The 20,488-nt window shown below is 44.4% G+C and carries 22 protein-coding genes and 1 tRNA gene; 18 read left to right on the top strand and 5 right to left on the bottom strand.

Translation table 11 applies throughout. The features are described 5' to 3' along the window. Positions 1–29 precede the first annotated feature (29 nt). A tRNA-Trp gene (locus tag VNE01S_RS08020) sits at positions 30–106 on the top strand. Positions 107–688: 582 nt separating this feature from the next. Here VNE01S_RS08020 and suhB read toward each other — a convergent pair. Further along, a complete protein-coding gene (gene suhB, locus VNE01S_RS08015) occupies positions 689–1,492 on the bottom strand; it encodes an inositol-1-monophosphatase (RefSeq protein WP_053395351.1) in 804 nt (267 codons plus the stop codon). A 177-nt stretch (positions 1,493–1,669) separates the two neighbouring features. On the opposite strand from suhB, the gene trmJ reads away from it, so the two are divergent. The 12 genes from trmJ to fusA all read left to right on the top strand — a co-directional run bounded on the left by trmJ (position 1,670) and on the right by fusA (position 12,418). After that, positions 1,670–2,398, top strand: a complete 729-nt coding sequence (gene trmJ, locus VNE01S_RS08010; RefSeq protein ID WP_053395350.1) for a tRNA (cytosine(32)/uridine(32)-2'-O)-methyltransferase TrmJ — start codon at positions 1,670–1,672, stop codon at positions 2,396–2,398. A gap of 115 nt (positions 2,399–2,513) precedes the next feature. Continuing rightward, positions 2,514–3,020, top strand: coding sequence for a Fe-S cluster assembly transcriptional regulator IscR (gene iscR, locus VNE01S_RS08005; protein ID WP_053395349.1), 507 nt, complete (start codon positions 2,514–2,516; stop codon positions 3,018–3,020). Between the two features lie 29 nt (positions 3,021–3,049). Then, entirely contained in the window at positions 3,050–4,264 is a 1,215-nt protein-coding gene (locus tag VNE01S_RS08000; protein WP_053395348.1) for an IscS subfamily cysteine desulfurase, read from the top strand. Positions 4,265–4,315: 51 nt separating this feature from the next. After that, positions 4,316–4,699 (top strand): Fe-S cluster assembly scaffold IscU, encoded by a 384-nt coding sequence (gene iscU, locus VNE01S_RS07995; RefSeq protein WP_053395347.1) that lies wholly within the window; start codon positions 4,316–4,318, stop codon positions 4,697–4,699. A 68-nt stretch (positions 4,700–4,767) separates the two neighbouring features. Beyond that, positions 4,768–5,091, top strand: coding sequence for an iron-sulfur cluster assembly protein IscA (gene iscA, locus VNE01S_RS07990; protein WP_053395346.1), 324 nt, complete (start codon positions 4,768–4,770; stop codon positions 5,089–5,091). Between the two features lie 59 nt (positions 5,092–5,150). Next, entirely contained in the window at positions 5,151–5,666 is a 516-nt protein-coding gene (hscB, locus tag VNE01S_RS07985; RefSeq protein WP_053395345.1) for a co-chaperone HscB, read from the top strand. Between the two features lie 19 nt (positions 5,667–5,685). Beyond that, positions 5,686–7,539, top strand: a complete 1,854-nt coding sequence (gene hscA / locus VNE01S_RS07980) for a Fe-S protein assembly chaperone HscA (protein ID WP_053395344.1) — start codon at positions 5,686–5,688, stop codon at positions 7,537–7,539. A gap of 13 nt (positions 7,540–7,552) precedes the next feature. Beyond that, positions 7,553–7,891: an ISC system 2Fe-2S type ferredoxin gene (fdx, locus tag VNE01S_RS07975; protein WP_053395343.1), complete on the top strand. Its 339-nt coding sequence runs from the start codon at positions 7,553–7,555 to the stop codon at positions 7,889–7,891. Between the two features lie 65 nt (positions 7,892–7,956). Further along, entirely contained in the window at positions 7,957–8,151 is a 195-nt protein-coding gene (gene iscX / locus VNE01S_RS07970) for a Fe-S cluster assembly protein IscX (RefSeq protein ID WP_053395342.1), read from the top strand. Positions 8,152–8,313: 162 nt separating this feature from the next. Then, positions 8,314–9,612, top strand: a complete 1,299-nt coding sequence (gene pepB / locus VNE01S_RS07965; RefSeq protein ID WP_053395341.1) for an aminopeptidase PepB — start codon at positions 8,314–8,316, stop codon at positions 9,610–9,612. A gap of 60 nt (positions 9,613–9,672) precedes the next feature. Beyond that, positions 9,673–10,098, top strand: a complete 426-nt coding sequence (gene ndk, locus VNE01S_RS07960) for a nucleoside-diphosphate kinase (RefSeq protein ID WP_053395340.1) — start codon at positions 9,673–9,675, stop codon at positions 10,096–10,098. A gap of 229 nt (positions 10,099–10,327) precedes the next feature. Continuing rightward, positions 10,328–12,418 carry an elongation factor G gene (gene fusA, locus VNE01S_RS07955; RefSeq protein WP_053395339.1) on the top strand — a complete coding sequence of 697 codons (2,091 nt, stop codon included), beginning with the start codon at positions 10,328–10,330 and terminating at the stop codon, positions 12,416–12,418. A gap of 84 nt (positions 12,419–12,502) precedes the next feature. Here fusA and VNE01S_RS07950 read toward each other — a convergent pair whose 3' ends face one another. Further along, a complete protein-coding gene (locus VNE01S_RS07950; protein ID WP_053395338.1) occupies positions 12,503–13,435 on the bottom strand; it encodes a LysR substrate-binding domain-containing protein in 933 nt (310 codons plus the stop codon). Between the two features lie 96 nt (positions 13,436–13,531). On the opposite strand from VNE01S_RS07950, the gene VNE01S_RS07945 reads away from it, so the two are divergent. Then, positions 13,532–13,738, top strand: a complete 207-nt coding sequence (locus VNE01S_RS07945) for a DUF1127 domain-containing protein (RefSeq protein WP_053395337.1) — start codon at positions 13,532–13,534, stop codon at positions 13,736–13,738. Here the strand turns inward: VNE01S_RS07945 and VNE01S_RS07940 are convergent. From VNE01S_RS07940 to VNE01S_RS07930, 3 genes are all read right to left on the bottom strand, one after another. Then, positions 13,735–14,640, bottom strand: coding sequence for a LysR substrate-binding domain-containing protein (locus VNE01S_RS07940; RefSeq protein WP_053395336.1), 906 nt, complete (start codon positions 14,638–14,640; stop codon positions 13,735–13,737). The two genes, VNE01S_RS07945 and VNE01S_RS07940, sit on opposite strands and share 4 nt — an antisense overlap. Before the next feature lie 94 nt (positions 14,641–14,734). Beyond that, on the bottom strand, positions 14,735–16,420 hold the full coding sequence (locus tag VNE01S_RS07935) for an AMP-binding protein (RefSeq protein WP_053395335.1): 1,686 nt from the start codon (positions 16,418–16,420) through the stop codon (positions 14,735–14,737). 131 nt (positions 16,421–16,551) lie between these two features. Next, positions 16,552–17,283 carry a helix-turn-helix domain-containing protein gene (locus tag VNE01S_RS07930; RefSeq protein ID WP_053395334.1) on the bottom strand — a complete coding sequence of 244 codons (732 nt, stop codon included), beginning with the start codon at positions 17,281–17,283 and terminating at the stop codon, positions 16,552–16,554. A gap of 280 nt (positions 17,284–17,563) precedes the next feature. On the opposite strand from VNE01S_RS07930, the gene VNE01S_RS07925 reads away from it, so the two are divergent. The 4 genes from VNE01S_RS07925 to cpaB are packed head-to-tail and all read left to right on the top strand — an operon-like array spanning position 17,564 to position 20,481. Next, positions 17,564–17,752 carry a Flp family type IVb pilin gene (locus tag VNE01S_RS07925; RefSeq protein ID WP_053395333.1) on the top strand — a complete coding sequence of 63 codons (189 nt, stop codon included), beginning with the start codon at positions 17,564–17,566 and terminating at the stop codon, positions 17,750–17,752. A 12-nt stretch (positions 17,753–17,764) separates the two neighbouring features. After that, entirely contained in the window at positions 17,765–18,325 is a 561-nt protein-coding gene (locus VNE01S_RS07920) for an A24 family peptidase (protein WP_053395332.1), read from the top strand. Between the two features lie 57 nt (positions 18,326–18,382). Next, positions 18,383–19,735: a DUF8689 domain-containing protein gene (locus VNE01S_RS07915; protein WP_053395331.1), complete on the top strand. Its 1,353-nt coding sequence runs from the start codon at positions 18,383–18,385 to the stop codon at positions 19,733–19,735. Further along, the gene (gene cpaB, locus VNE01S_RS07910) at positions 19,732–20,481 is read left to right on the top strand and encodes a Flp pilus assembly protein CpaB (protein WP_053395330.1); all 750 of its coding nucleotides are present in this window, start codon (positions 19,732–19,734) and stop codon (positions 20,479–20,481) included. The genes VNE01S_RS07915 and cpaB overlap by 4 nt, the downstream gene beginning before the upstream one ends. Positions 20,482–20,488 lie beyond the last annotated feature (7 nt).

Raw genomic sequence — 20,488 nt, 5'->3', positions numbered from 1 at the left:
CGAGAGTCGTCTCACTAAACACGAACTACAGGGGTGTAGCTCCAATTGGCAGAGCAGCGGATTCCAAATCCGCGTGTTGGGAGTTCGAATCTCTCCACCCCTGCCATATTTAAGGCTCTAGTCGAAAGACTAGAGCCTTTTTCATTTCATGAGGTTTCAAATTTTAATTAGCAGAGCTGCGGATTACCCGACTTACCAAAAAACAGTGAGTATTGAGGCGAAGCTTTGAATCTCTGGATTGCCAACTCGGTCCACCCAGCCATATATAAAGCCTCAGTCGAAAGGAAGGCTTTTGTAGGTTGGAGGCGTCTTAGTTTAATTACATCGCTATGTCACTATTATAGCCTTCAAATTTCACACCAACCTCATTGACAAAGGTTTTCCCAAAATACTGGCTCCATCACCAGTCTATCCTCGGAAGTGTTTTCTTTTATTCGCTTCAAATCTCATCTATATCTAATGTTCTCTACTTCTCTATACAGAATGTTTCCCGTTTACCTATAGTCGTTTATGACTAGTTTTGCTTGAAGGCCCTAGCGATTTTCTGAGTTAGGATCAGAACGCTTCAAAGCTTAGTCGAGAACTCTGTGACTGGTGGAGTTATTAATGTTTGCAATTAGGCCGTAGTTATTTAGATACAAAAAAAGCCCACTCGAAGAGTGGGCTATTCAGCTGTGACGGAGCTAGATTATTTAAGCATTGCTTCGTTACCGTTTTCACGGATGTGCTTAAGCATGCTTTTAACGCCGCGAGCACTAGAGGCTACAACGTTGCCAGATTTCATGTAATCAGTACCGCCTGCAAAGTCAGTAATGATAGCACCAGCTTCACGTGCAATCAGCTCACCAGCAGCGATATCCCAAGGCTTAAGACCTAGTTCGAAGTAACCATCTACACGGCCTGCTGCAACGTAGCATAGGTCCAGTGCTGCAGAACCTGTACGACGGAAGTCAGAGCAGTCAACGAATAGTGAAGACATGATCTTGAAGTAAGACTCAGAGTGTTGCTTCTGCTTGAATGGGAAACCTGTCGCTAAAACAGTACCTTGAAGATCTTTAAGTTGCTTCACGCGAATACGAGCGTTGTTTAGTTGAGCGCCAGAACCACGCTGTGCTGTGAAGAGCTCGTTCTGCATAGGGTCGTATACACAAGCTACTTCGGTTTTACCTTTAAAGCGAACCGCGATAGATACAGAGAAGTGAGGCAAACCTTTTACAAAGTTTGTTGTGCCATCCAGTGGGTCGATGATCCATTGTACTTCTTTATCTTTACCTTCAATAACACCATTTTCCTCTGCAATAATGCAGTGCTCAGGGTATGAGGCTTTAATAGTGTCAATGATGATAGCTTCTGCTTCTTTGTCTACATTAGTAACAAAGTCGTTCGTGCCTTTTTGAGTAGATTCGATCTTCTCAACATTTTCTAAAGATTTAGCAATATGGTTGCCAGCTTTTCGTGCAGCACGAATAGCGATATTAAGCATTGGATGCATACTAATTTCCCAACGGATGTTAAAGAACAGAAAAACGGGCGGCAGTATAACAGATTAATCCCTAAATGGAAGTGGTGGTTTTTTGAACTTTTAATTTTATTAGTAGTAAGGACCTGACCATTTTACTCAGGTATATGGTAATATCTTGCAGCTCATTTTTTGTCTTGGAAATCATCAATGCTAAACAATGTAAAGGTCGTACTAGTTGGTACCTCACACTCAGGAAATATAGGCTCAGCAGCAAGGGCAATGAAAGTGATGGGACTAACGAATCTGGTACTTGTCGATCCACAATGTGAAGTTGATGAACAGACTCTTGCGTTAGCGGCTGGTGCTGCTGACATCGCAGAAAACGCCATTATTGTTAAGACTCTGAATGAAGCTGTAGCCGATTGCAGCTTAGTTGTTGGTTCAAGCGCACGTTCTCGCACTCTAGAGTGGCCTATGTTAGAGCCTAGAGAGTGCGGCCAAAAATTTGTATCAGAAGGGCAAAGCTCCCCGGTGGCTTTAGTGTTTGGCCGCGAGCGTACTGGCCTGACAAATGAAGAGCTGCAAACTTGTCATTACCACGTTTGTATTCCTGCGAACCCTGATTACAGCTCTTTGAACCTAGCCATGGCAGTTCAGACACTAAGCTATGAAATTCGCATGGCTTATCTAGAGCGTCAGCACAGCCAATACACAGTTGAAGAAGAAAGTGTGTATCCGAGACATAAAGAATTGGAAATGTTCTTTGAACACCTTGAAAAAGTGGCAATTGATACGCAGTTTATTAACCGTGAACAACCGGGCCAAGTGATGAATAAACTACGACGTTTATTCCACCGCGCTCGCCCTGAATCGCAAGAGTTAAATATTCTGCGTGGTGTTTTGAGTTCAATCGAAAAGCGTATCTCTAGCAAATAGAGCCATACTTTTTGTAAGGATGAATACCTGACTAATTTAGTCAATTAAATACTTGACCATTTTACTCAAGTATGAAAAACTTCATACCACATAAACGATGTGGATATGGTGTTATATGAGACTTACATCTAAAGGAAGATACGCAGTGACAGCCATGTTAGATGTGGCTCTGCATTCACAGAAAAGCCCAGTACCGTTGGCTGATATCTCAGAGCGCCAAGGTATTTCTTTGTCTTACCTTGAGCAGCTTTTTTCGAAATTGCGTAAAGCTGGCTTAGTTGCAAGTGTACGTGGACCAGGCGGTGGTTATCGTCTAGGTGCAGAAGCACATACCATTGCTATTGGTACAGTAATTGCGGCGGTAGATGAGTCTGTAGATGCAACCAAGTGTAATGGTAAAGGAGATTGCCAAGGTGGCTCTCGTTGCCTAACACACACATTATGGCGTGACTTAAGCTCACGTATTAGTGACTTCCTGAATAACATCACTCTTGGTGAGTTGATGACTGACAATGAAGTACTAGAAATTTCAGACCGCCAAGATATTGATCTTGCGGTAAACCATGGGTTTACGAACAAGAATACAAGCACCGCACCCATCGGTGTAAACGTCCGCTCTTAAGCGGTCTGCCTGTTACATTGGAGTAGAGAATGAAACTGCCTATTTATTTAGATTATTCAGCGACCTGTCCTGTTGATCCTCGTGTAGCTGAAAAGATGGTTCAGTACATGACTATGGACGGCACATTCGGTAACCCAGCATCACGTTCACATCGTTACGGCTGGCAGGCAGAAGAAGCAGTAGACACTGCGCGTGAGCAAATTGCTGATCTACTAAATGCAGATCCACGTGAAATCGTGTTTACGTCTGGCGCAACAGAATCTGACAACCTTGCAATTAAAGGTGCGGCTCATTTCTATTCAAAGAAAGGTAAGCACATCATTACTTGTAAAACAGAACACAAAGCAGTTCTGGACCCATGCCGTCAGCTAGAGCGTGAAGGTTTTGAAGTCACTTATCTAGAGCCAGAAGCAAACGGTATCATCGATCTTAAAAAGCTTGAAGCTGCGATGCGCGAAGATACAGTTCTTGTGTCCATCATGCACGTAAACAACGAAATTGGTGTAATCCAAGATATCGCATCTATCGGTGAACTGTGCCGTGAACGTAAAATTATCTTCCACGTAGACGCTGCTCAATCAGCAGGTAAATTGCCAATCGACGTGCAAGAGATGAAAGTAGATCTTATCTCACTGTCGGCGCACAAAGTATACGGCCCTAAGGGTATTGGCGCACTTTACGTTCGTCGTAAGCCTCGTATCCGTCTTGAAGCACAAATGCACGGTGGTGGTCATGAGCGTGGTTTCCGTTCAGGCACACTAGCAACTCACCAAATTGTGGGTATGGGTGAAGCGTTCCGCATCGCGAAAGAAGAGATGCAGAAAGATCACGACCACGCATTGGCACTGCGTAACCGTCTACTTGATGGTGTTAAAGATCTTGAAGCGGTAACGATCAACGGTGACCTAGAGCAGCGTGTCCCACAAAATCTAAATATCAGTTTTGCATTCGTAGAGGGTGAATCTCTACTGATGTCACTAAAAGACCTAGCAGTTTCTTCTGGTAGTGCATGTACATCTGCAAGTCTAGAGCCTTCATATGTTCTTCGTGCACTTGGCTTGGATGATGAATTGGCTCATAGCTCAATCCGTTTCTCATTCGGTCGTTTTACAACAGAAGAAGAAATTGACTACGTAATTGAACAAGTACGCGTAGCGGTTAATAAACTACGTGACATGTCTCCTCTATGGGATATGTACAAGGAAGGAATCGACCTGAGCACAGTTGAGTGGGCACACCACTAATCTAAGCGGTTGTTTCTAAGGAATTTAATAGAGGATTCGAGGTAAAATATTATGGCATACAGCGAAAAAGTAATTGATCACTACGAGAACCCACGTAACGTAGGTTCATTTGACAAAGAAGACCCATCGGTAGGTAGCGGCATGGTTGGCGCTCCAGCTTGTGGCGACGTAATGAAACTTCAAATCAAGGTAACACCAGAAGGTATTATCGAAGATGCGAAATTTAAAACTTACGGCTGTGGTAGTGCAATCGCATCAAGCTCACTAGTAACTGAATGGGTTAAAGGTAAGAGTGTTGATGAAGCAGCAGCAATCAAAAATGCTGAAATTGCAGAGGAACTAGAATTGCCTCCAGTGAAAGTTCACTGTTCAATTCTTGCGGAAGATGCAATCAAAGCAGCTGTAGCTGATTACAAGAAAAAACACCAAGAATAAGTAATCTGTATATAATGGGAGTTCAGTACTCCCATTCCATTCGCTAATTAAACAAACTAAGGTGCAGTATGGCCATCACAATGACAGAAAACGCGGCAAGTCGCGTAAAAACATACTTAGAAAACCGTGGAAAAGGTATCGGTTTGCGCTTGGGTGTGAAAACGACTGGTTGTTCTGGCATGGCTTACGTCCTTGAGTTCGTTGATGACCTTAATGAAGAAGACGAAGTGTTTGATTTCTCAGGCGTAAAAATCATTATTGATAAGAAAAGCCTAGTGTATCTCGATGGCACAGAACTCGATTACGTTAAGCAAGGGTTGAACGAAGGCTTTGAGTTCAACAACCCAAATGCGAAAAGTGAATGTGGTTGTGGTGAGAGCTTCAACGTTTAATTGATAGCACCTGCGAGTAGCCACTATTCGCAGGTTGATTACCAAGGACCGAATTCTCCATGAATTACTTTGAATTATTTGGGCTACCAAGTCAGTTTAATCTGGATGGTAGCCTTCTTTCTTCACAATTCCGTGAACTTCAAAAGCGTTTCCATCCTGATAACTTTGCGAGCGGCTCAGAGCGTGATCGTCTGATGGCTGTGCAGAAAGCGTCTGAAATTAATGATGCTTATCAGGTGCTTAAGAACCCAATTTCACGTGCTGAATACATGTTAGCCGAAAATGGGGTGGATATACGCTCAGAGCAGCAGACGATGCAAGATCCTATGTTCTTGATGGAGCAAATGGAGTTACGCGAAGAGTTAGAAGAGATCCCAGGCAGTTCAGATCCTGAAAGTGCACTGTTTGATTTTGATAGTAAAGTCAGCAAAATGTACAAACAGCACATGCAGTCTGTAGAAGAAGAACTTAATAATAACCTTTGGGATCAAGCAGCAAACCGCGTGCGTAAGCTGAAATTTATAGCCAAATTAAAACATGAAATTGAACTGGCCGAAGACAAACTACTTGGCTAGCGAATAACAAGGACCAATCATGGCGTTACTTCAAATTGCAGAACCGGGTCAAAGCTCGGCACCACATGAGCATAAACTGGCGGCAGGTATCGATCTAGGCACAACCAACTCATTGGTTGCTGCTGTTCGAAGCGGCAGTGCCACAACTTTGCAAGATGAACAAGGTCGCAGCATCTTACCTTCAATAGTGCATTACTCTGATGATGCTAAAGAAGTCGGCTATGATGCGAAAGCGAAAGCGGAACTTGACCCGAAAAATACCATCATTTCGGTAAAACGTCTGATCGGTCGCTCTTTAGACGACATTCAATCTCGTTATCCCAACCTCCCTTACCAGTTTAAATCTAGCGATAACGGTCTTCCGGTATTGCAAACAGCTTCAGGCGATAAGAATCCTATCGAAGTCTCTGCGGATATCCTAAAGTCTCTGAACAAACGAGCTGAAGATGCATTAGGTGGTGAGCTTTCTGGTGTAGTTATCACAGTTCCTGCGTATTTTGACGATGCACAGCGCGCAGGCACAAAAGATGCGGCTAAACTTGCGGGTTTGCATGTACTGCGCTTGCTCAATGAGCCAACAGCCGCTGCAATCGCTTACGGTTTAGATTCGGGTCAAGAAGGTGTTATCGCCGTTTATGATTTAGGTGGTGGGACATTTGATATTTCTATCCTTCGTTTGTCGAAAGGTGTCTTTGAAGTATTAGCGACTGGCGGCGACTCTGCTCTTGGTGGCGATGATTTTGATCACCTACTGGCTGATCATCTAATCGAAAAGGCGGGACTGTCTAGCCAATTGAGTGCAGAGCAGCACCGTATGTTGCTTAATGTAGCAACGGAAACCAAGATAGCCTTCTCCGAAAAAGAAGTCGTTGACGTTAATGTTCTTGGTTGGCAAGGCAGTGTGACTCGCGACGAGTTTGAAGATCTGATTCGACCATTAGTTAAAAAGACACTGATGTCTTGCCGCCGTGCTTTGAAAGATTCAGACGTAGACGGTGAAGAAGTGCTTGAAGTGGTTATGGTCGGTGGCTCGACTCGTACCCGTCTTGTGCGAGAAATGGTCGGTGATTTCTTTGGCCGAACACCGCTAACCAGCATTAACCCAGATGAAGTTGTCGCGATTGGTGCAGGCATTCAAGCTGATATCCTAGCGGGTAATAAGCCTGATTCAGAAATGTTACTACTGGATGTTATTCCGCTGTCTTTAGGCATCGAGACTATGGGTGGATTGGTAGAGAAGATCATTCCTCGTAATACCACTATTCCTGTGGCTCGCGCGCAAGAGTTCACCACCTTTAAAGATGGCCAGACCGCGATGAGTGTTCACATCGTTCAGGGCGAGCGTGAGATGGTCGATGATTGTCGTTCACTAGCACGCTTCTCATTGAAAGGCATTCCACCAATGGCTGCAGGTGCGGCTCATATTCGAGTGACTTACCAAGTGGATGCGGATGGATTATTGTCCGTAACAGCGATGGAAAAGAGCACTGGCGTACAGTCTGAAATTCAGGTGAAACCTTCTTACGGCCTGAGCGATGATGAAGTGGCGAACATGCTGCGTGATTCTATGGATCACGCCAAAGATGATATGTTGGCCCGTGCGTTAGCTGAGCAACGTATTGAAGCTGACCGTGTTATTGAAGGGTTGCTTGTAGCAATGCAGGAAGATGGCGATGAGTTGCTGTCTGAACAAGAAAAGCAAGCTCTGGTTAAAGCTATTGAGTCTTTAATTGAGCTACGCAACGGTGAAGATGCAGACGCGATAGAACAAGGTATCAAAGATACTGACAAAGCGAGTCAGGAATTTGCATCACGTCGTATGGATAAATCGATTCGAGCTGCTCTGTCAGGTCAATCAGTAGATGATATTTAAGAGATAAGAAGTTATGCCTAAGATTATTGTATTACCGCATGAAGAGCTTTGCCCTGAAGGCGCTGTCCTAGAGGCGAATTCCGGTGAAACGGTTCTTGATGTAGCGCTTAAAAACGGTATTGGTATTGAGCACGCTTGTGAAAAATCATGTGCTTGTACAACTTGTCACGTGGTTATTCGTGAAGGCTTCGACTCCCTTGAAGAGAGCGACGAGATGGAAGATGACATGCTGGATAAAGCCTGGGGTCTTGAGCCTGAGTCTCGTTTAGGTTGCCAAGCTAAAATCGCTGATGAAGATTTGGTTGTTGAGATCCCGAAATACACGCTAAACCTCGCTTCAGAAGATCACTAATTAAATAGTGGCGTAAGCTGTGGTATTCGATGAAAAATCGCAATAATTAAAAAGGAAGGTGAGCAATGAAATGGACAGATTCAAGAGATATCGCTATTGAACTGTGTGATAAGTTTCCAGAAGTCGATCCAAAAAACGTTCGTTTTACCGATTTGCATCAATGGATCCTTGATCTAGAAGAGTTTGATGACGAGCCGAACCGATCTAACGAAAAAATCCTAGAAGCAGTGATTTTATGCTGGATGGATGAAATGGACTAGTTTGCTCTGCTAAAAACCATCGCAGTTAACAAAATTTACTAAAAATAACGGACCTAAGGGTCCGTTTTTTGATCAACTTGACAATTTCATCGTACAAAATGCTAACATTCTGACGTTTATAGAATAAGGCGTAGGCAGCGCCGCTTAAGACAAGGAGAAACCATGTCTACACAGATGTCAGTATTTATTAGTCAAGAACCCGCCTCTCCTCAGTGGGGTGAAAAAGCCATTCTTTCTTTCTCAGAAAAAGGCGCAACGGTTCACTTGGGTGAAGGCCATGATTTAGGTGCTATCCAGCGTGCATCTCGAAAACTAGAAGCGCAAGGCGTGTCTTTTGCCTCTCTAGAAGGCGAAGGTTGGGATTTAGAAAGCGTTTGGGCGTTCCACCAAGGCTACCGTGATCCAAAGAAAAAGAATCAACTTGTTTGGCAACCTCTAGCTGAAGCAGACCAGGCAGAGCTTGAAGCGCGTATTAAAGCGACAGAGTTTACTCGCGACATTATCAACAAATCAGCGGAAGAAGTTGCGCCTCGCCAACTGGCAACAATGGCGGCTGAATTTATCAAGTCGGTCGCGCCAGAAGGCACAGTGACAGCGCGTATTGTGAAAGATAAAGATCTTCTTTCGGAAGGTTGGGAAGGCATTTATGCCGTAGGTCGTGGTTCGGAGCGTACTTCGGCAATGTTGCAGCTAGACTTCAACCCAACGGGTGATGAAAACGCACCAGTTTACGCGTGTTTGGTTGGTAAAGGCATCACATTTGACTCTGGTGGCTACAGTATCAAACCTTCTGGTTTTATGGCTGCGATGAAAGCTGACATGGGCGGCTCTGGTACTGTTACTGGTGGTTTAGGTCTTGCGATCATGCGCGGTTTGAACAAGCGCGTGAAACTGATCTTATGCTGTGCAGAAAACATGATTTCTGGCCGAGCGCTTAAGCTGGGCGACGTCATCACCTACAAAAACGGTAAGACCGTAGAAATTTTAAATACAGACGCGGAAGGCCGTTTAGTGCTGGCTGATGGTCTAATTTACGCGAGTGAGCAAAAACCGGAACTTATCATTGACTGCGCAACACTGACAGGTGCAGCGAAAAATGCGCTGGGTAATGACTATCACGCACTGATGAGTTTTGATGATGAGTTAGCACATCAAGCACTGAACTCTGCACGTGAAGAGAAAGAAGGCCTATGGCCGCTACCTCTGGCAGATTTCCACCGCGGTATGCTGCCTTCGAGCTTCGCTGATCTGGCAAATATCGGTAGTGGTGACTACTCACCTGGTGCTAGCACGGCTGCGGCATTCCTGTCTTACTTTGTTGAAGACTACAAAAAAGGCTGGTTACACTTCGATTGTGCTGCGACATACCGCAAAACACCGGCAGATAAATGGGCGGCAGGTGCGACAGGTGTTGGTGTTCGTACACTAGCTCGTGTACTGTTGGATCAAGCTCAAAAATAATCTAATAATTCGAGGCCGAAAGGCCTCTTTCAATAATTAATACAAGAGAAAGGACACCCTATGGCTCTAGAAAGAACTTTTTCGATCATTAAGCCTGACGCAGTAGAACGTAACCTTATTGGCGAAATTTATAACCGTATTGAAAAAGCAGGCCTTAGTATTATCGCAGCTAAAATGGTTCGCTTAACAGACGACCAAGCTAGTGGCTTTTACGCAGAACATGAAGGCAAAGAGTTTTTCCCACCACTGAAAGAATTCATGACATCTGGACCGATTATGGTGCAGGTACTTGAAGGTGAAAATGCGATTGCTCGTTATCGTGAACTGATGGGAAAAACCAACCCAGAACAAGCAGCATGTGGTACGATTCGCGCTGATTATGCACTAAGCATGCGTCACAACTCTGTTCATGGTTCTGATAGCCCTGAATCGGCAGCCCGTGAAATTGAATTCTTCTTTCCTGAGTCAGAGATCTGCCCAAGATAAAGGGTGATAACTGATAGCTCCAATTCGGTGCTGTTTACTTTCTAGTAAACAGCATTTTTTATTGGCACAAAGCTAAAATAGGCAATAAAAAATCACAGGAAACTAGAATATTTACTGCTAGTATTGGTGAGGCAAGTTTTTTTTAGCGCAACCGCACGCAAGGGTATCAGTATTGACAGAATGTGATATACTCTGCGCGCACTTTATACCTTATTAACAGAGTAAGACAATGACTGATTTATCAAAATACAGAAACATTGGTATTTTTGCTCACGTAGACGCGGGTAAAACTACCTCTACAGAGCGTATCCTTAAGCTAACTGGTAAAATCCATAAAATGGGTGATACGCACGACGGCGAATCAACTACTGACTTCATGGAGCAGGAAGCTGAGCGTGGTATTACAATCCAGTCTGCAGCAACAACTTGTTTCTGGAACGATCACCGCCTAAACATCATCGATACTCCTGGACACGTTGACTTCACTATCGAAGTTTACCGTTCTCTAAAAGTACTTGACGGTGGTATCGGTGTATTCTGTGGTTCTGGTGGTGTTGAGCCTCAGTCAGAAACTAACTGGCGCTACGCTGACGAATCAAAAGTATCTCGTCTAATCTTCGTTAACAAACTAGACCGCATGGGCGCAGACTTCTACAAAGTTTGTGACCAAGTACAAAACGTACTAGGCGCTACTCCACTAGTGATGACTCTACCTATCGGTATCGAAGATGATTTCTCTGGTGTTGTTGACGTACTAAGCCAAAAAGCTTACGTATGGGATGACTCTGGTCTTCCAGAAAACTACGAAATTCAAGACGTGCCTGCTGATATGGCAGACAAAGCGGCTGAATACCGTGAGATGCTAATCGAAACTGCTCTAGAGCAAGACGAAGATCTAATGATGGCTTACCTAGAAGAAGGCGAAGAGCCATCTCTAGAAGACATCAAGCGTTGTATCCGTAAAGGTACACGTGACCTAGCATTCTTCCCAACTTACTGTGGTTCAGCGTACAAGAACAAAGGCATCCAGCTTGTTCTTGATGCGGTAGTAGATTACCTACCATCTCCGACAGAAGTTGACCCACAGCCTCTAACTGATTCAGAGACTGGTGAACCAACTGGTGAAGTAGCAACTGTATCTGCAAGCGAGCCACTAAAAGCGCTAGCGTTCAAAATCATGGACGACCGCTTCGGTGCACTAACCTTCATCCGTATCTACTCTGGTAAGATGAAGAAAGGTGATACTGTTCTTAACTCTGCAACTGGTAAAACAGAACGTATCGGCCGTATGGTTGAGATGCACGCAGACGAGCGTAACGAGATCGATTCAGCACAAGCTGGTGACATCATCGCTGTAGTTGGTATGAAGAACGTTCAAACTGGTCACACTCTATGTGATCCTAAGCACGAATGTACTCTTGAACCAATGATCTTCCCAGAACCAGTAATCTCTATCGCTGTTAAGCCTAAAGATAAAGGCGGTTCTGAGAAAATGGGTATCGCGATCGGTAAAATGGTTGCAGAAGATCCATCATTCCAGGTTGAGACTGATGAAGATTCAGGTGAAACTATCCTGAAAGGTATGGGTGAACTTCACCTAGACATCAAGGTAGATATCCTTAAGCGTACTTACGGCGTTGAGCTAGAAGTAGGTGCTCCACAGGTAGCTTACCGTGAAACTATCACTCAGCCAGTTGAAGATAGCTACACGCATAAGAAACAGTCTGGTGGTTCTGGTCAGTTCGCGAAAATCGACTACCGTATCAAACCAGGTGAGCCAAACTCTGGCTTCAAGTTCTCTTCATCAGTTGTTGGTGGTAACGTACCTAAAGAATTCTGGCCTGCAGTAGAAAAAGGCTTCGAAGGTATGATGGAGAACGGTGTTCTAGCTGGCTTCCCTACGCTAGACGTTGAAGTTGAGCTATTTGACGGTGGCTTCCACGCAGTTGACTCATCAGCAATCGCGTACGAAATCGCTGCGAAAGGCGCATTCCGTCAATCTATGCCTAAAGCTGGCGCGCAACTTCTTGAGCCAATCATGAAAGTTGACGTGTTCACTCCAGAAGATCACGTTGGTGACGTAATCGGTGACCTTAACCGTCGTCGTGGTATGATCAAAGACCAGCAAGCTGGTACTACTGGCGTACGTATCAAGGGTGATGTACCTCTATCAGAAATGTTTGGTTACATCGGCTCACTACGTACAATGACATCTGGTCGTGGTCAGTTCTCTATGGAGTTCTCTCACTACTCAGCGTGTCCAGCAAACGTTGCTGAAACAGTAATCGCAGAAGTTAAAGAGCGCAACGCTAAGAAGTAATTCTTTAAGTTGACTCAATAGCTCGAAAGCCTCTGAAGTGAAAGCTTCAGGGGCTTTTTTATGGCTGCTACATAACGCTGACGTTTACCTTGGGCTGCGTGTATCAATGATCTCGCAATCAAGAATACAAGACGATCGGCTTCCCTCGACTTGATTGAATATCCACTCACAGAAATTTCGAATCTTCTCGCGTTTAAAATAGGCGCTTGGGGCGCAGAGAAAGTAATTGTAATCTGTTCGCTGGGCAAGGTTCCCAATCCTCACTAATTTACCTTCTTCGATATACCGTTGAGCTAGAGTATGTTTTGCTAGTGCTACCCCTTGTACCGCGAGTGCTCCTTCTAGCACAAAATGTGAACCATTGTATTTTAAGGTAGGTTTGTGAGCCTTGTACCCAACATTTTGTAGCCAGATGCCCCAATCAATATCGCGCCAGTAGTCCTCAATTAAATCTGCACCCGTTAAATCACTTAAGTCATAAATTCCGTGTTGTTGCTGATAAATAGGGTGGCACACAGGATAAAGCAACTCTTCCATCAGGAGCTTTGTTTCAACATTTGGGTAGTGTCCTGGCCCATAGCGGATACAAAGATCGAGGTTAGAGTTTTGGAAGTCAACCAGCTCGCTGGTGGGCTCAATCATTAACTCTTGCTCGGGGTTGAGCTCTCTAAAATGGCCAATGCGAGGAACTAGCCAATGCTGTGCAAATGAAGGCAAAGTAGAAATAGACAGCTGGTTTGGGTTTGGGTCTTGGTTGATTTGCCTGACCCCTTGATGCAAATGCTCGAACCCTTTTTGAGCATGCTGGAATAACAGCGTCCCTTCCTGGGTTAACGCCACTTTTCTGTGTTGGCGTACAAACAGATCCGCACCTAGAAACTCTTCTAGCTGCCTTATTTGCTGGCTGATCGCCGCCGCAGTCACAAACAATTCGTTCGCTGCCTGCTTAAAGCTGCCAAGCTTTGCTGCTGTGTAGAAATAGTATAACCCTTGTAGAGGGGGCAATCGTTCTTTCACTTAAGTTTTCCTTAACTGACTGTTAGGTACTATCGTTTGAGACTTATCCTATCATAGCCGATTATTTACTCATCAAACGCAAAGAGAGTAAAGAAAATGGAAACTTCAGAATTCGGTTACAAAGTGAAATTAACACACACACTTGTTTGGAATAAGAAAATATTAACTAAAGCGAAAAGATGGTGGAGAAATTTCACGACGAGAAAAGACCTGACTCATTTATCAGATCGTCTTCTTGATGATGTAGGCTTGACACAAGAGCAAGCTCATCAGGAGAGTATTAGAACCTTTTGGGATGGTTAAGCTTGCTCAGAGATTTCCTGATGCAGCCAATTGGAAAAAGCGGCAATGCGTTTTCTGCGGGGGGACTCTTCATCATAAATAAGGTTGAAGCGTATACCAGGCGTCATTCCAATATTGAATGGTTTGATGAGTAACCCCCTTTCAATATAGTCGGCAGCTAAAGAGTCAGATGCGAGACAAGCACCGTGACCGGCCATTACGGCATTCATTGCGTGATCGAAAGTGCTGACTTCCATCCACTGTACCGATTCTCGATTCATTGTTACGCCAGCCTGCGCAAACCAGCTTTGCCAAGGGTACCCACCGGATTCATAATGAATAAGCCAGCAGCTTAACAACTGTTCTGGTTTCGTTAAATGGATCGCTTGTGCGAGGTGAGGTGAGCAAAAAGGGTAGATAGTTTCTTCAAAAAGAAACTCTTTGTGGAGTTTTTCAATACCGCTAACTTCTAGATCTTCACCTTGCCAAATGGCGAGGTCAGCTGCACCTTGTTTTAAATTCGGCGCGTCGCAACTGGTTAAGATCCTGATCGGGATGTTTGGATGCTGCGTGGAGAACTTCCATAAACGTGGCAGTAGCCAGCGAGAAGCGAATGACGGTGTAGAACTGACGCAAAGCAAGCCCTCGACGGGTTCACTTTGGATCTGGTTAAGTCCGGTGACGATCTGAGATAGCCCCAGAGAGACATTTTTATAAAGAATTTTGCCTTGCTCAGTTAAGCGCATTTCTCGTCCTTCACGGACAAATAACTTACAGCCTAACCCATCTTCAAGCTGGCGAATTTTTTGGCTAACGGCAGCTTGGCTGACAAACAATTCCTCAGCCGCACGGCTATAACTATTGAGCCGTGCTGCAACTTCAAAATATCGCAGGCCTGGTAAGTGGTGCAGCCTAGAATCCATTCTTTTGCCTTCTTCCCTGATTGATTTGGAGTAGCATCATAAAGGCTATGGTGAGAAAAACAAAGGAGAGCGAAAGGCTCTCCATCGATATCGATCACTCTTCCCAAACAACTAATTTGTCTTTTGGCCAATTGTGTCCGGTTTCATGGTACTTCTGTTCTAACACATGGCGTTTGATTTTGAGTGTTGGTGTCAAAATACCATTCTCAATCGTCCAAGGATATTTGATCATCAGCACACCTTTGATTTGCTCGTGAGACTCTAGCTCGGCATTTATTTTCTCTATCACTTTCTTTGTGGTGCGTTCATAGCGAGCGCGATCAAAGTTAGGAAAATCGTGCGGTACGACCAAAAGAATCGGAGCAGGCAGCCCAAGCCCAATTAAGCACATCATTTCAACGCGACTGTATTCAAAGAGTTTTTTCTCAATCGGAACGGGAGAAACAAATTTACCCTTGGCGGTTTTGAACGTGTCTTTTTTACGGCCTTGAATTGTGAGGTAGCCTTCGGAGTCAATGGCGCCAATGTCTCCCGTATGTAGCCAGCCTTCGGAATCAAAAGATTCCTGAGTAGCGATGTCATTTTTATAGTAACCGTTAAACAGCCCTTGGCTACGAACCATGATCTCATCGTCGTCTGCGATTTTTAATTCGACGCCAGGCCCTGCATTACCCACGCTTCCTATTTTATCCGCTCTAAACGGATAGTTCAGTGTGCTATAAGCGAACGACTCCGTCATCCCCCAAGCTTCGGTGATATTTAGCCCTACACTGTGGTACCACTCCAATAACGCGGGTGATACAGGAGCGGAGCCGCAGCCAAGTACGCGTGCCTTGTCCAACCCGAGTCCATCAGCGAGTTTCTTTTTAATCAGCGTATTAACAAAAGGGATCTTCAGTAAGAAATTGAGCTTTTTCTGTGGCAGTTTGTCCTGGATACGTTGTTGAAACAAGGTCCATAATCTCGGTACGGAGATAAACAGTGTAGGGCGCTGCATTTTGACATCTTCGATAAAGGTATCGAGAGACTCAGGAAAGGCCGTTGGAACACCTCCCATAATCGAGGAGCCGAAAATATACACACGTTCGGTGATATGGGCTAATGGAAGATAAGAAAACAGACGGTCGTCTTCTTGAATGCCGATATGGTTAATCAGTTGCTGCGCTGACCAACTAAATGCACCGTACGTGAGCATCGCGCCTTTAGGCAGCCCTGAGGTACCAGAGGTATAAACCAGTGACATGAGCTTATCATCATAGTGCTGAGGTCTTTCGGTACTTGGTTCTACGTCCGCAATTAACTCTTCATATTGATACTGGCATTTGGCCGCAGAGTCATACGGTAAGGCAATACTGATAATGTCGCTAAGTTGATCCAGAACTTGCGTAGTAGCCATCGCATCATCCAGTTTTCCCACGATCAGTGCCTTACTTTCACTATGGGTTAAGCAGTACTCGATAGTCTCGGCACCCGCGGTAGGGAAAATGGGCACGCTGACGTAATCACCAAGCATTAAAGCCAAGTCAGTGATGAACCATTCAGCACAGTTTTTGGAGATCAGGGCGACTTTGTCACCGGGCTCTATGCCTAAGCTTCGTAACGCACTCACCAGCCTTAGAGCTTGGTCTGCAACGTCTTTGTATGTGAACTCGACAAACTTTCGATTGATAATTTGTCTTAGGTAGACCTCGTTAGGGCGTTCCTGTGCCCATTTTAAGATCATTTCGTTTGGAGGCGGGAGAGCGCAACCAGCAGGTGTATTTTGTTTTGGCTGATTCATGTGAGTGACTCCATGTCATTGGGTGGTTTTATATTTATAGTTGTTAATGCATTGTTAAATTTAGCATGTTTTATATTGAGAAGGGAATGACATGATGAAAATAGCGTGGCTTTATACTCCAATGGCGGGTTTTATTTCCCTTTGAGAATGCGTTGTCGATAGGTAGCAGGAGTCAGGCCAATGCGTTTTTTAAAAATGCGGGCAAAATAGGAGATATCTTGATAACCACATTGATAAGCGATGTACGCAATTTTCACATTTGGCTGCTCTTCTAATAGCATTTTAGCTAAAGTGAGCCTCTGCTCTATTAGGTAATCTCTAAAGCACACCTCCATATGTTTATGAAAATAACGAGAAAAGTAGGTTGTTGAGTAGTGACACATGTTGGCAACGTCGTCTTCTCTGATCTCTCGGTGCAGGTTTTTTTGGATATAGCGCAAGACTTTTTCTATATCATCTGGCAAGAGAGGATTTTTACGGCTTGGCTTATCATTGAAGCCTAAGAAAGGGGCTCGTGTAGAGAAATATTTGTTTTGCACTTGGTTTAACCACAAGGTGAAGCTCTCTGGATCAAAGGTATAGACTTCATCCGTGACTGACTTATCTGGTAATTCCGCCTCACTATCAGCGGTGATCAGTACGATCAATCGTTTGGTCAAATTTTTACACAGTGTGCTAATACATTGTGATGAAACCGCGTTATTCCCCCCAACAAAAAAGATACAAACGTGAACATTGGGATCGCTAAGAATAGAGATATCGTCACCGTACTCTACGATGTTGAACTGCTCTGTAATCCTACTTGAGCATGAACTAGGTAAATCTTTAACTGGTCTTCCTAACCAGTGAATCTGCGGGCTCACCTTTTTACTCCCATTCCATTAGATAGTCTACATGGTTAACAATTGTTCTTTAATAAATGTAGATGAAAAAGAGCGAATTAGTAGCGCCATACATTAGGAGTTTTGAATATTCTTAGTGTTTCAGTGCACAAAAATAAAAGGATCAAAACAATCCTACAAAAAGACAAAAAAGTCCTAACTAACAATTTAAATACTAATCTACCTTTAATTTGTGACTTCGATCTAAAGGATGAAATCACTTAACCAAGTAAAACCTTTAATAGGATGAAGGGGAAAGGAAATGGATAAGTTTACTAAAGTAGCAAAAGAGTTCTGGAATGACGAAGAAGGTCTAACTGCGGTGGAATATGCGGTAGCAGGGGCTTTGATTGTGGCTGGGCTAGCAGCTGCTTTTGGAACATTAGGTGACAGAGCGGAAGCCGTAATCCAGAGTATTGCTGATGAGCTTCCAGAAGCTCCTGCTGGTTAATAAGGACCGATAATGCACATATCAATGACTACTCTCTTCCTTTGGTCTGTGCTGCTTGTTATTGGTGTATCCGATGCGCGTGAGCATCGGATACCTAATAAACTGTTGCTGGCACTGCTTGTCATCGCAACACTGGATGTGTTGTTTACACCACGGTTTGAACAGTGGTCTGAGGTGTTTACCGACAAAGCAACCAGTTTTGTCTTGTGCTTTGCAGTCGGTTTATTGCTTCATTTCATGCGAGTTATGGCAGCAGGTGATGTCAAATTAATAGCGGTTTTAGGGTTTCTTTTGGGTTTAGAGCCACTGACCGATTATTTGTTTTATACCTGTGTCTCAACGGTATTTGTGGGCTCAATGTATTGGGCGTTAAACAAATTACCCTCAAATTTGGGTTCTTTTACTGGTTATAAAAATAGAGGTGACTTTAGTTTGCTTAGTGTATCAGCGGCGGCTTATGTGAGTGGTGAGAAAATCAAGCATACGGTGACCACCCAACAAGGTTTGACCTACATGCCATTTGCACCGGTGCTGATCATCGGTTTAGCGATGTACCAATATTTTTCTTATTAGCACCAGCCACTTTTGGGTGCTTGCTATCATTTTGGAATCGGGGCTAAGGAGTTTGCTATGGCAACAACGGCTCAATCTTCATATCACAGGGACGCGTTAGTACCACAAGCGGAAGCTCCGAGAGTACCAACCTCGGTCGATGAATTGGGTATTCCTTTTGTTGTGCTGGAAAACTTACTTCTGAAACATCTTTCTGCGTATCCGAAATCGGACATTCTTCAACTTACCCGCTTTATGGCGATTGGTAGCCACATGGTGGAGGATGCGCTCGCGAGTTTACGTAAGAAATCACTAGTGGAAGTGTTTCAAGCGGAAACCAACCAATACTACCAAACCGACAATACAGGACACGTAAGATATGGCTTATCGGAAGCCGGATTGTATCAAGCGGAATTAGCCTTTAAGAAAGACGCGTACCTCGGTCCTGCACCAGTCTCTTTGGGGGATTATGAATCCATGGTCCAGGCGCAAGATGTACGTGCTCAACTTATTACCAGACCAGATGTAACGTACGCGATGCGTGATGTGTATGGCGCAGAACGTATGACATCGGTGCTGGGGCCAGCTATTAACTCAGGTCGAGCCTTATTGCTTTATGGTGATGCTGGTACAGGTAAAACCTATGTCGCAACGCGATTACTTAATTCACTCAACACTTCCGTTTATGTTCCTTACGCGGTTTATGCGGCGGGTAATATTATTAAAGTGTTTTCTAAGCAACACCATAAACCGGTTGTTAAGAGCGAAGGAGAAGAAGCGCTTTCTTATAAAGATCAGCATGATAAGCGTTGGGTGTTGTGTGAACGCCCAAGCATTCAGGTCGGTGGTGAGCTGACGATGGAAATGCTAGAGGTGAACCATAGCGAGCATAATCGCGTTTGGATGGCACCTCTGCAAATGATGGCAAATAACGGCATCTTTATTATTGATGACCTGGGGCGCCAACCTATTCCGGTCGATACCATACTAAACCGTTGGATAGTTCCGATGGAGTATTGCTTTGATTACCTCTCGCTACCTAATGGCCAACAGATCACCATACCATTTGTTTTAACCTTGGCTTTCTCTACCAACTTAAACCCAGAAAAAATCAGCGATCCCGCTTTTTTACGTCGCCTTGGCTACAAAATTCAGTTTCATCCGCTAGAGCAAAACGAATACCACGCTTTGTGGGATGAAATGGCTTCAACCAGAGATGTAACCATTCAGTCTGAATCTTTCGAAGAACTTTATAACCTTCATCGTCAACACCAAGTAGGTTTTTACCCTTGTTTACCGAAAGATTTAATAGGAATCAGTCGAGACATCATTGCCTTTGAAGAAATTACTCCTGTCGTCACGCCAGAGATTGTTAAACGTGCTTGGGAGGTGTACTTCACCGCTGATGGCAAAGGAGGAGGTGCGCGATGAGCCGCAGTCAAATTATTTTACTCATACTACTATCCGTCATATTTGGTTTAGGTGCCGTATTTTTTGCCAAACAGTGGATGGATAGCCAAACCCAACCAACAACAGAAGTTGAGGTGGTTGAAAGGCAGCCTGTCGTTGTCGCTGCGTTAGAGATATTGCCTGGTACGGTGATAGAAGAGCAGCATCTCAGCACCAAGCTGCTAGAAAAAGCGTGGACAACTGAGCATCAATTTACGGCGCCTGAAAACGTGTTAGGCAAAGTGGCTTCAACCACTATTTACCCAAACGAGATACTGCTCAATCAAAGGCTAAGTGTTCCTGGTGAGGGGGCCACATTGGCTGCCATTATTCCTGAAGATAAACGTGCTGTTACCATTCGGGTAAATGATGTTATCGGGGTCGCAGGCTTCTTGCTTCCAGGCAACAAAGTCGATGTGTTGAGTACGGTGAAATACAACAAAAACTCAGCAAATACTCTGACGGTGCTTAAAGAGATCAAAGTGCTGGCAGTAGACCAAACCGCAAGAACGAACGACAACAAACCCGTTATTGTACGTGCCGTCACCTTAGAAGTTACGCCTAAAGAAGCAGAAAAACTGCTGACGGCCAAAAGTAAAGGTGACATTCAACTAGCATTGCGTAACCCGCATACCATTGATGAGAAAGTGGTTCGTCGGTATGTAGCACCACCAAGAGTCACCATTATTAAGGGGACAAATTCATCCAGTGTCCGTGTCAGGGAGTGAGGTAAAT

This window comes from Vibrio nereis NBRC 15637 (genome assembly GCF_001591105.1).
Lineage (GTDB): Bacteria > Pseudomonadota > Gammaproteobacteria > Enterobacterales > Vibrionaceae > Vibrio > Vibrio nereis.
The sequence above is the reverse complement of the archived record's forward strand: the minus strand, read 5'-3'. Positions and strand labels throughout refer to the sequence as shown.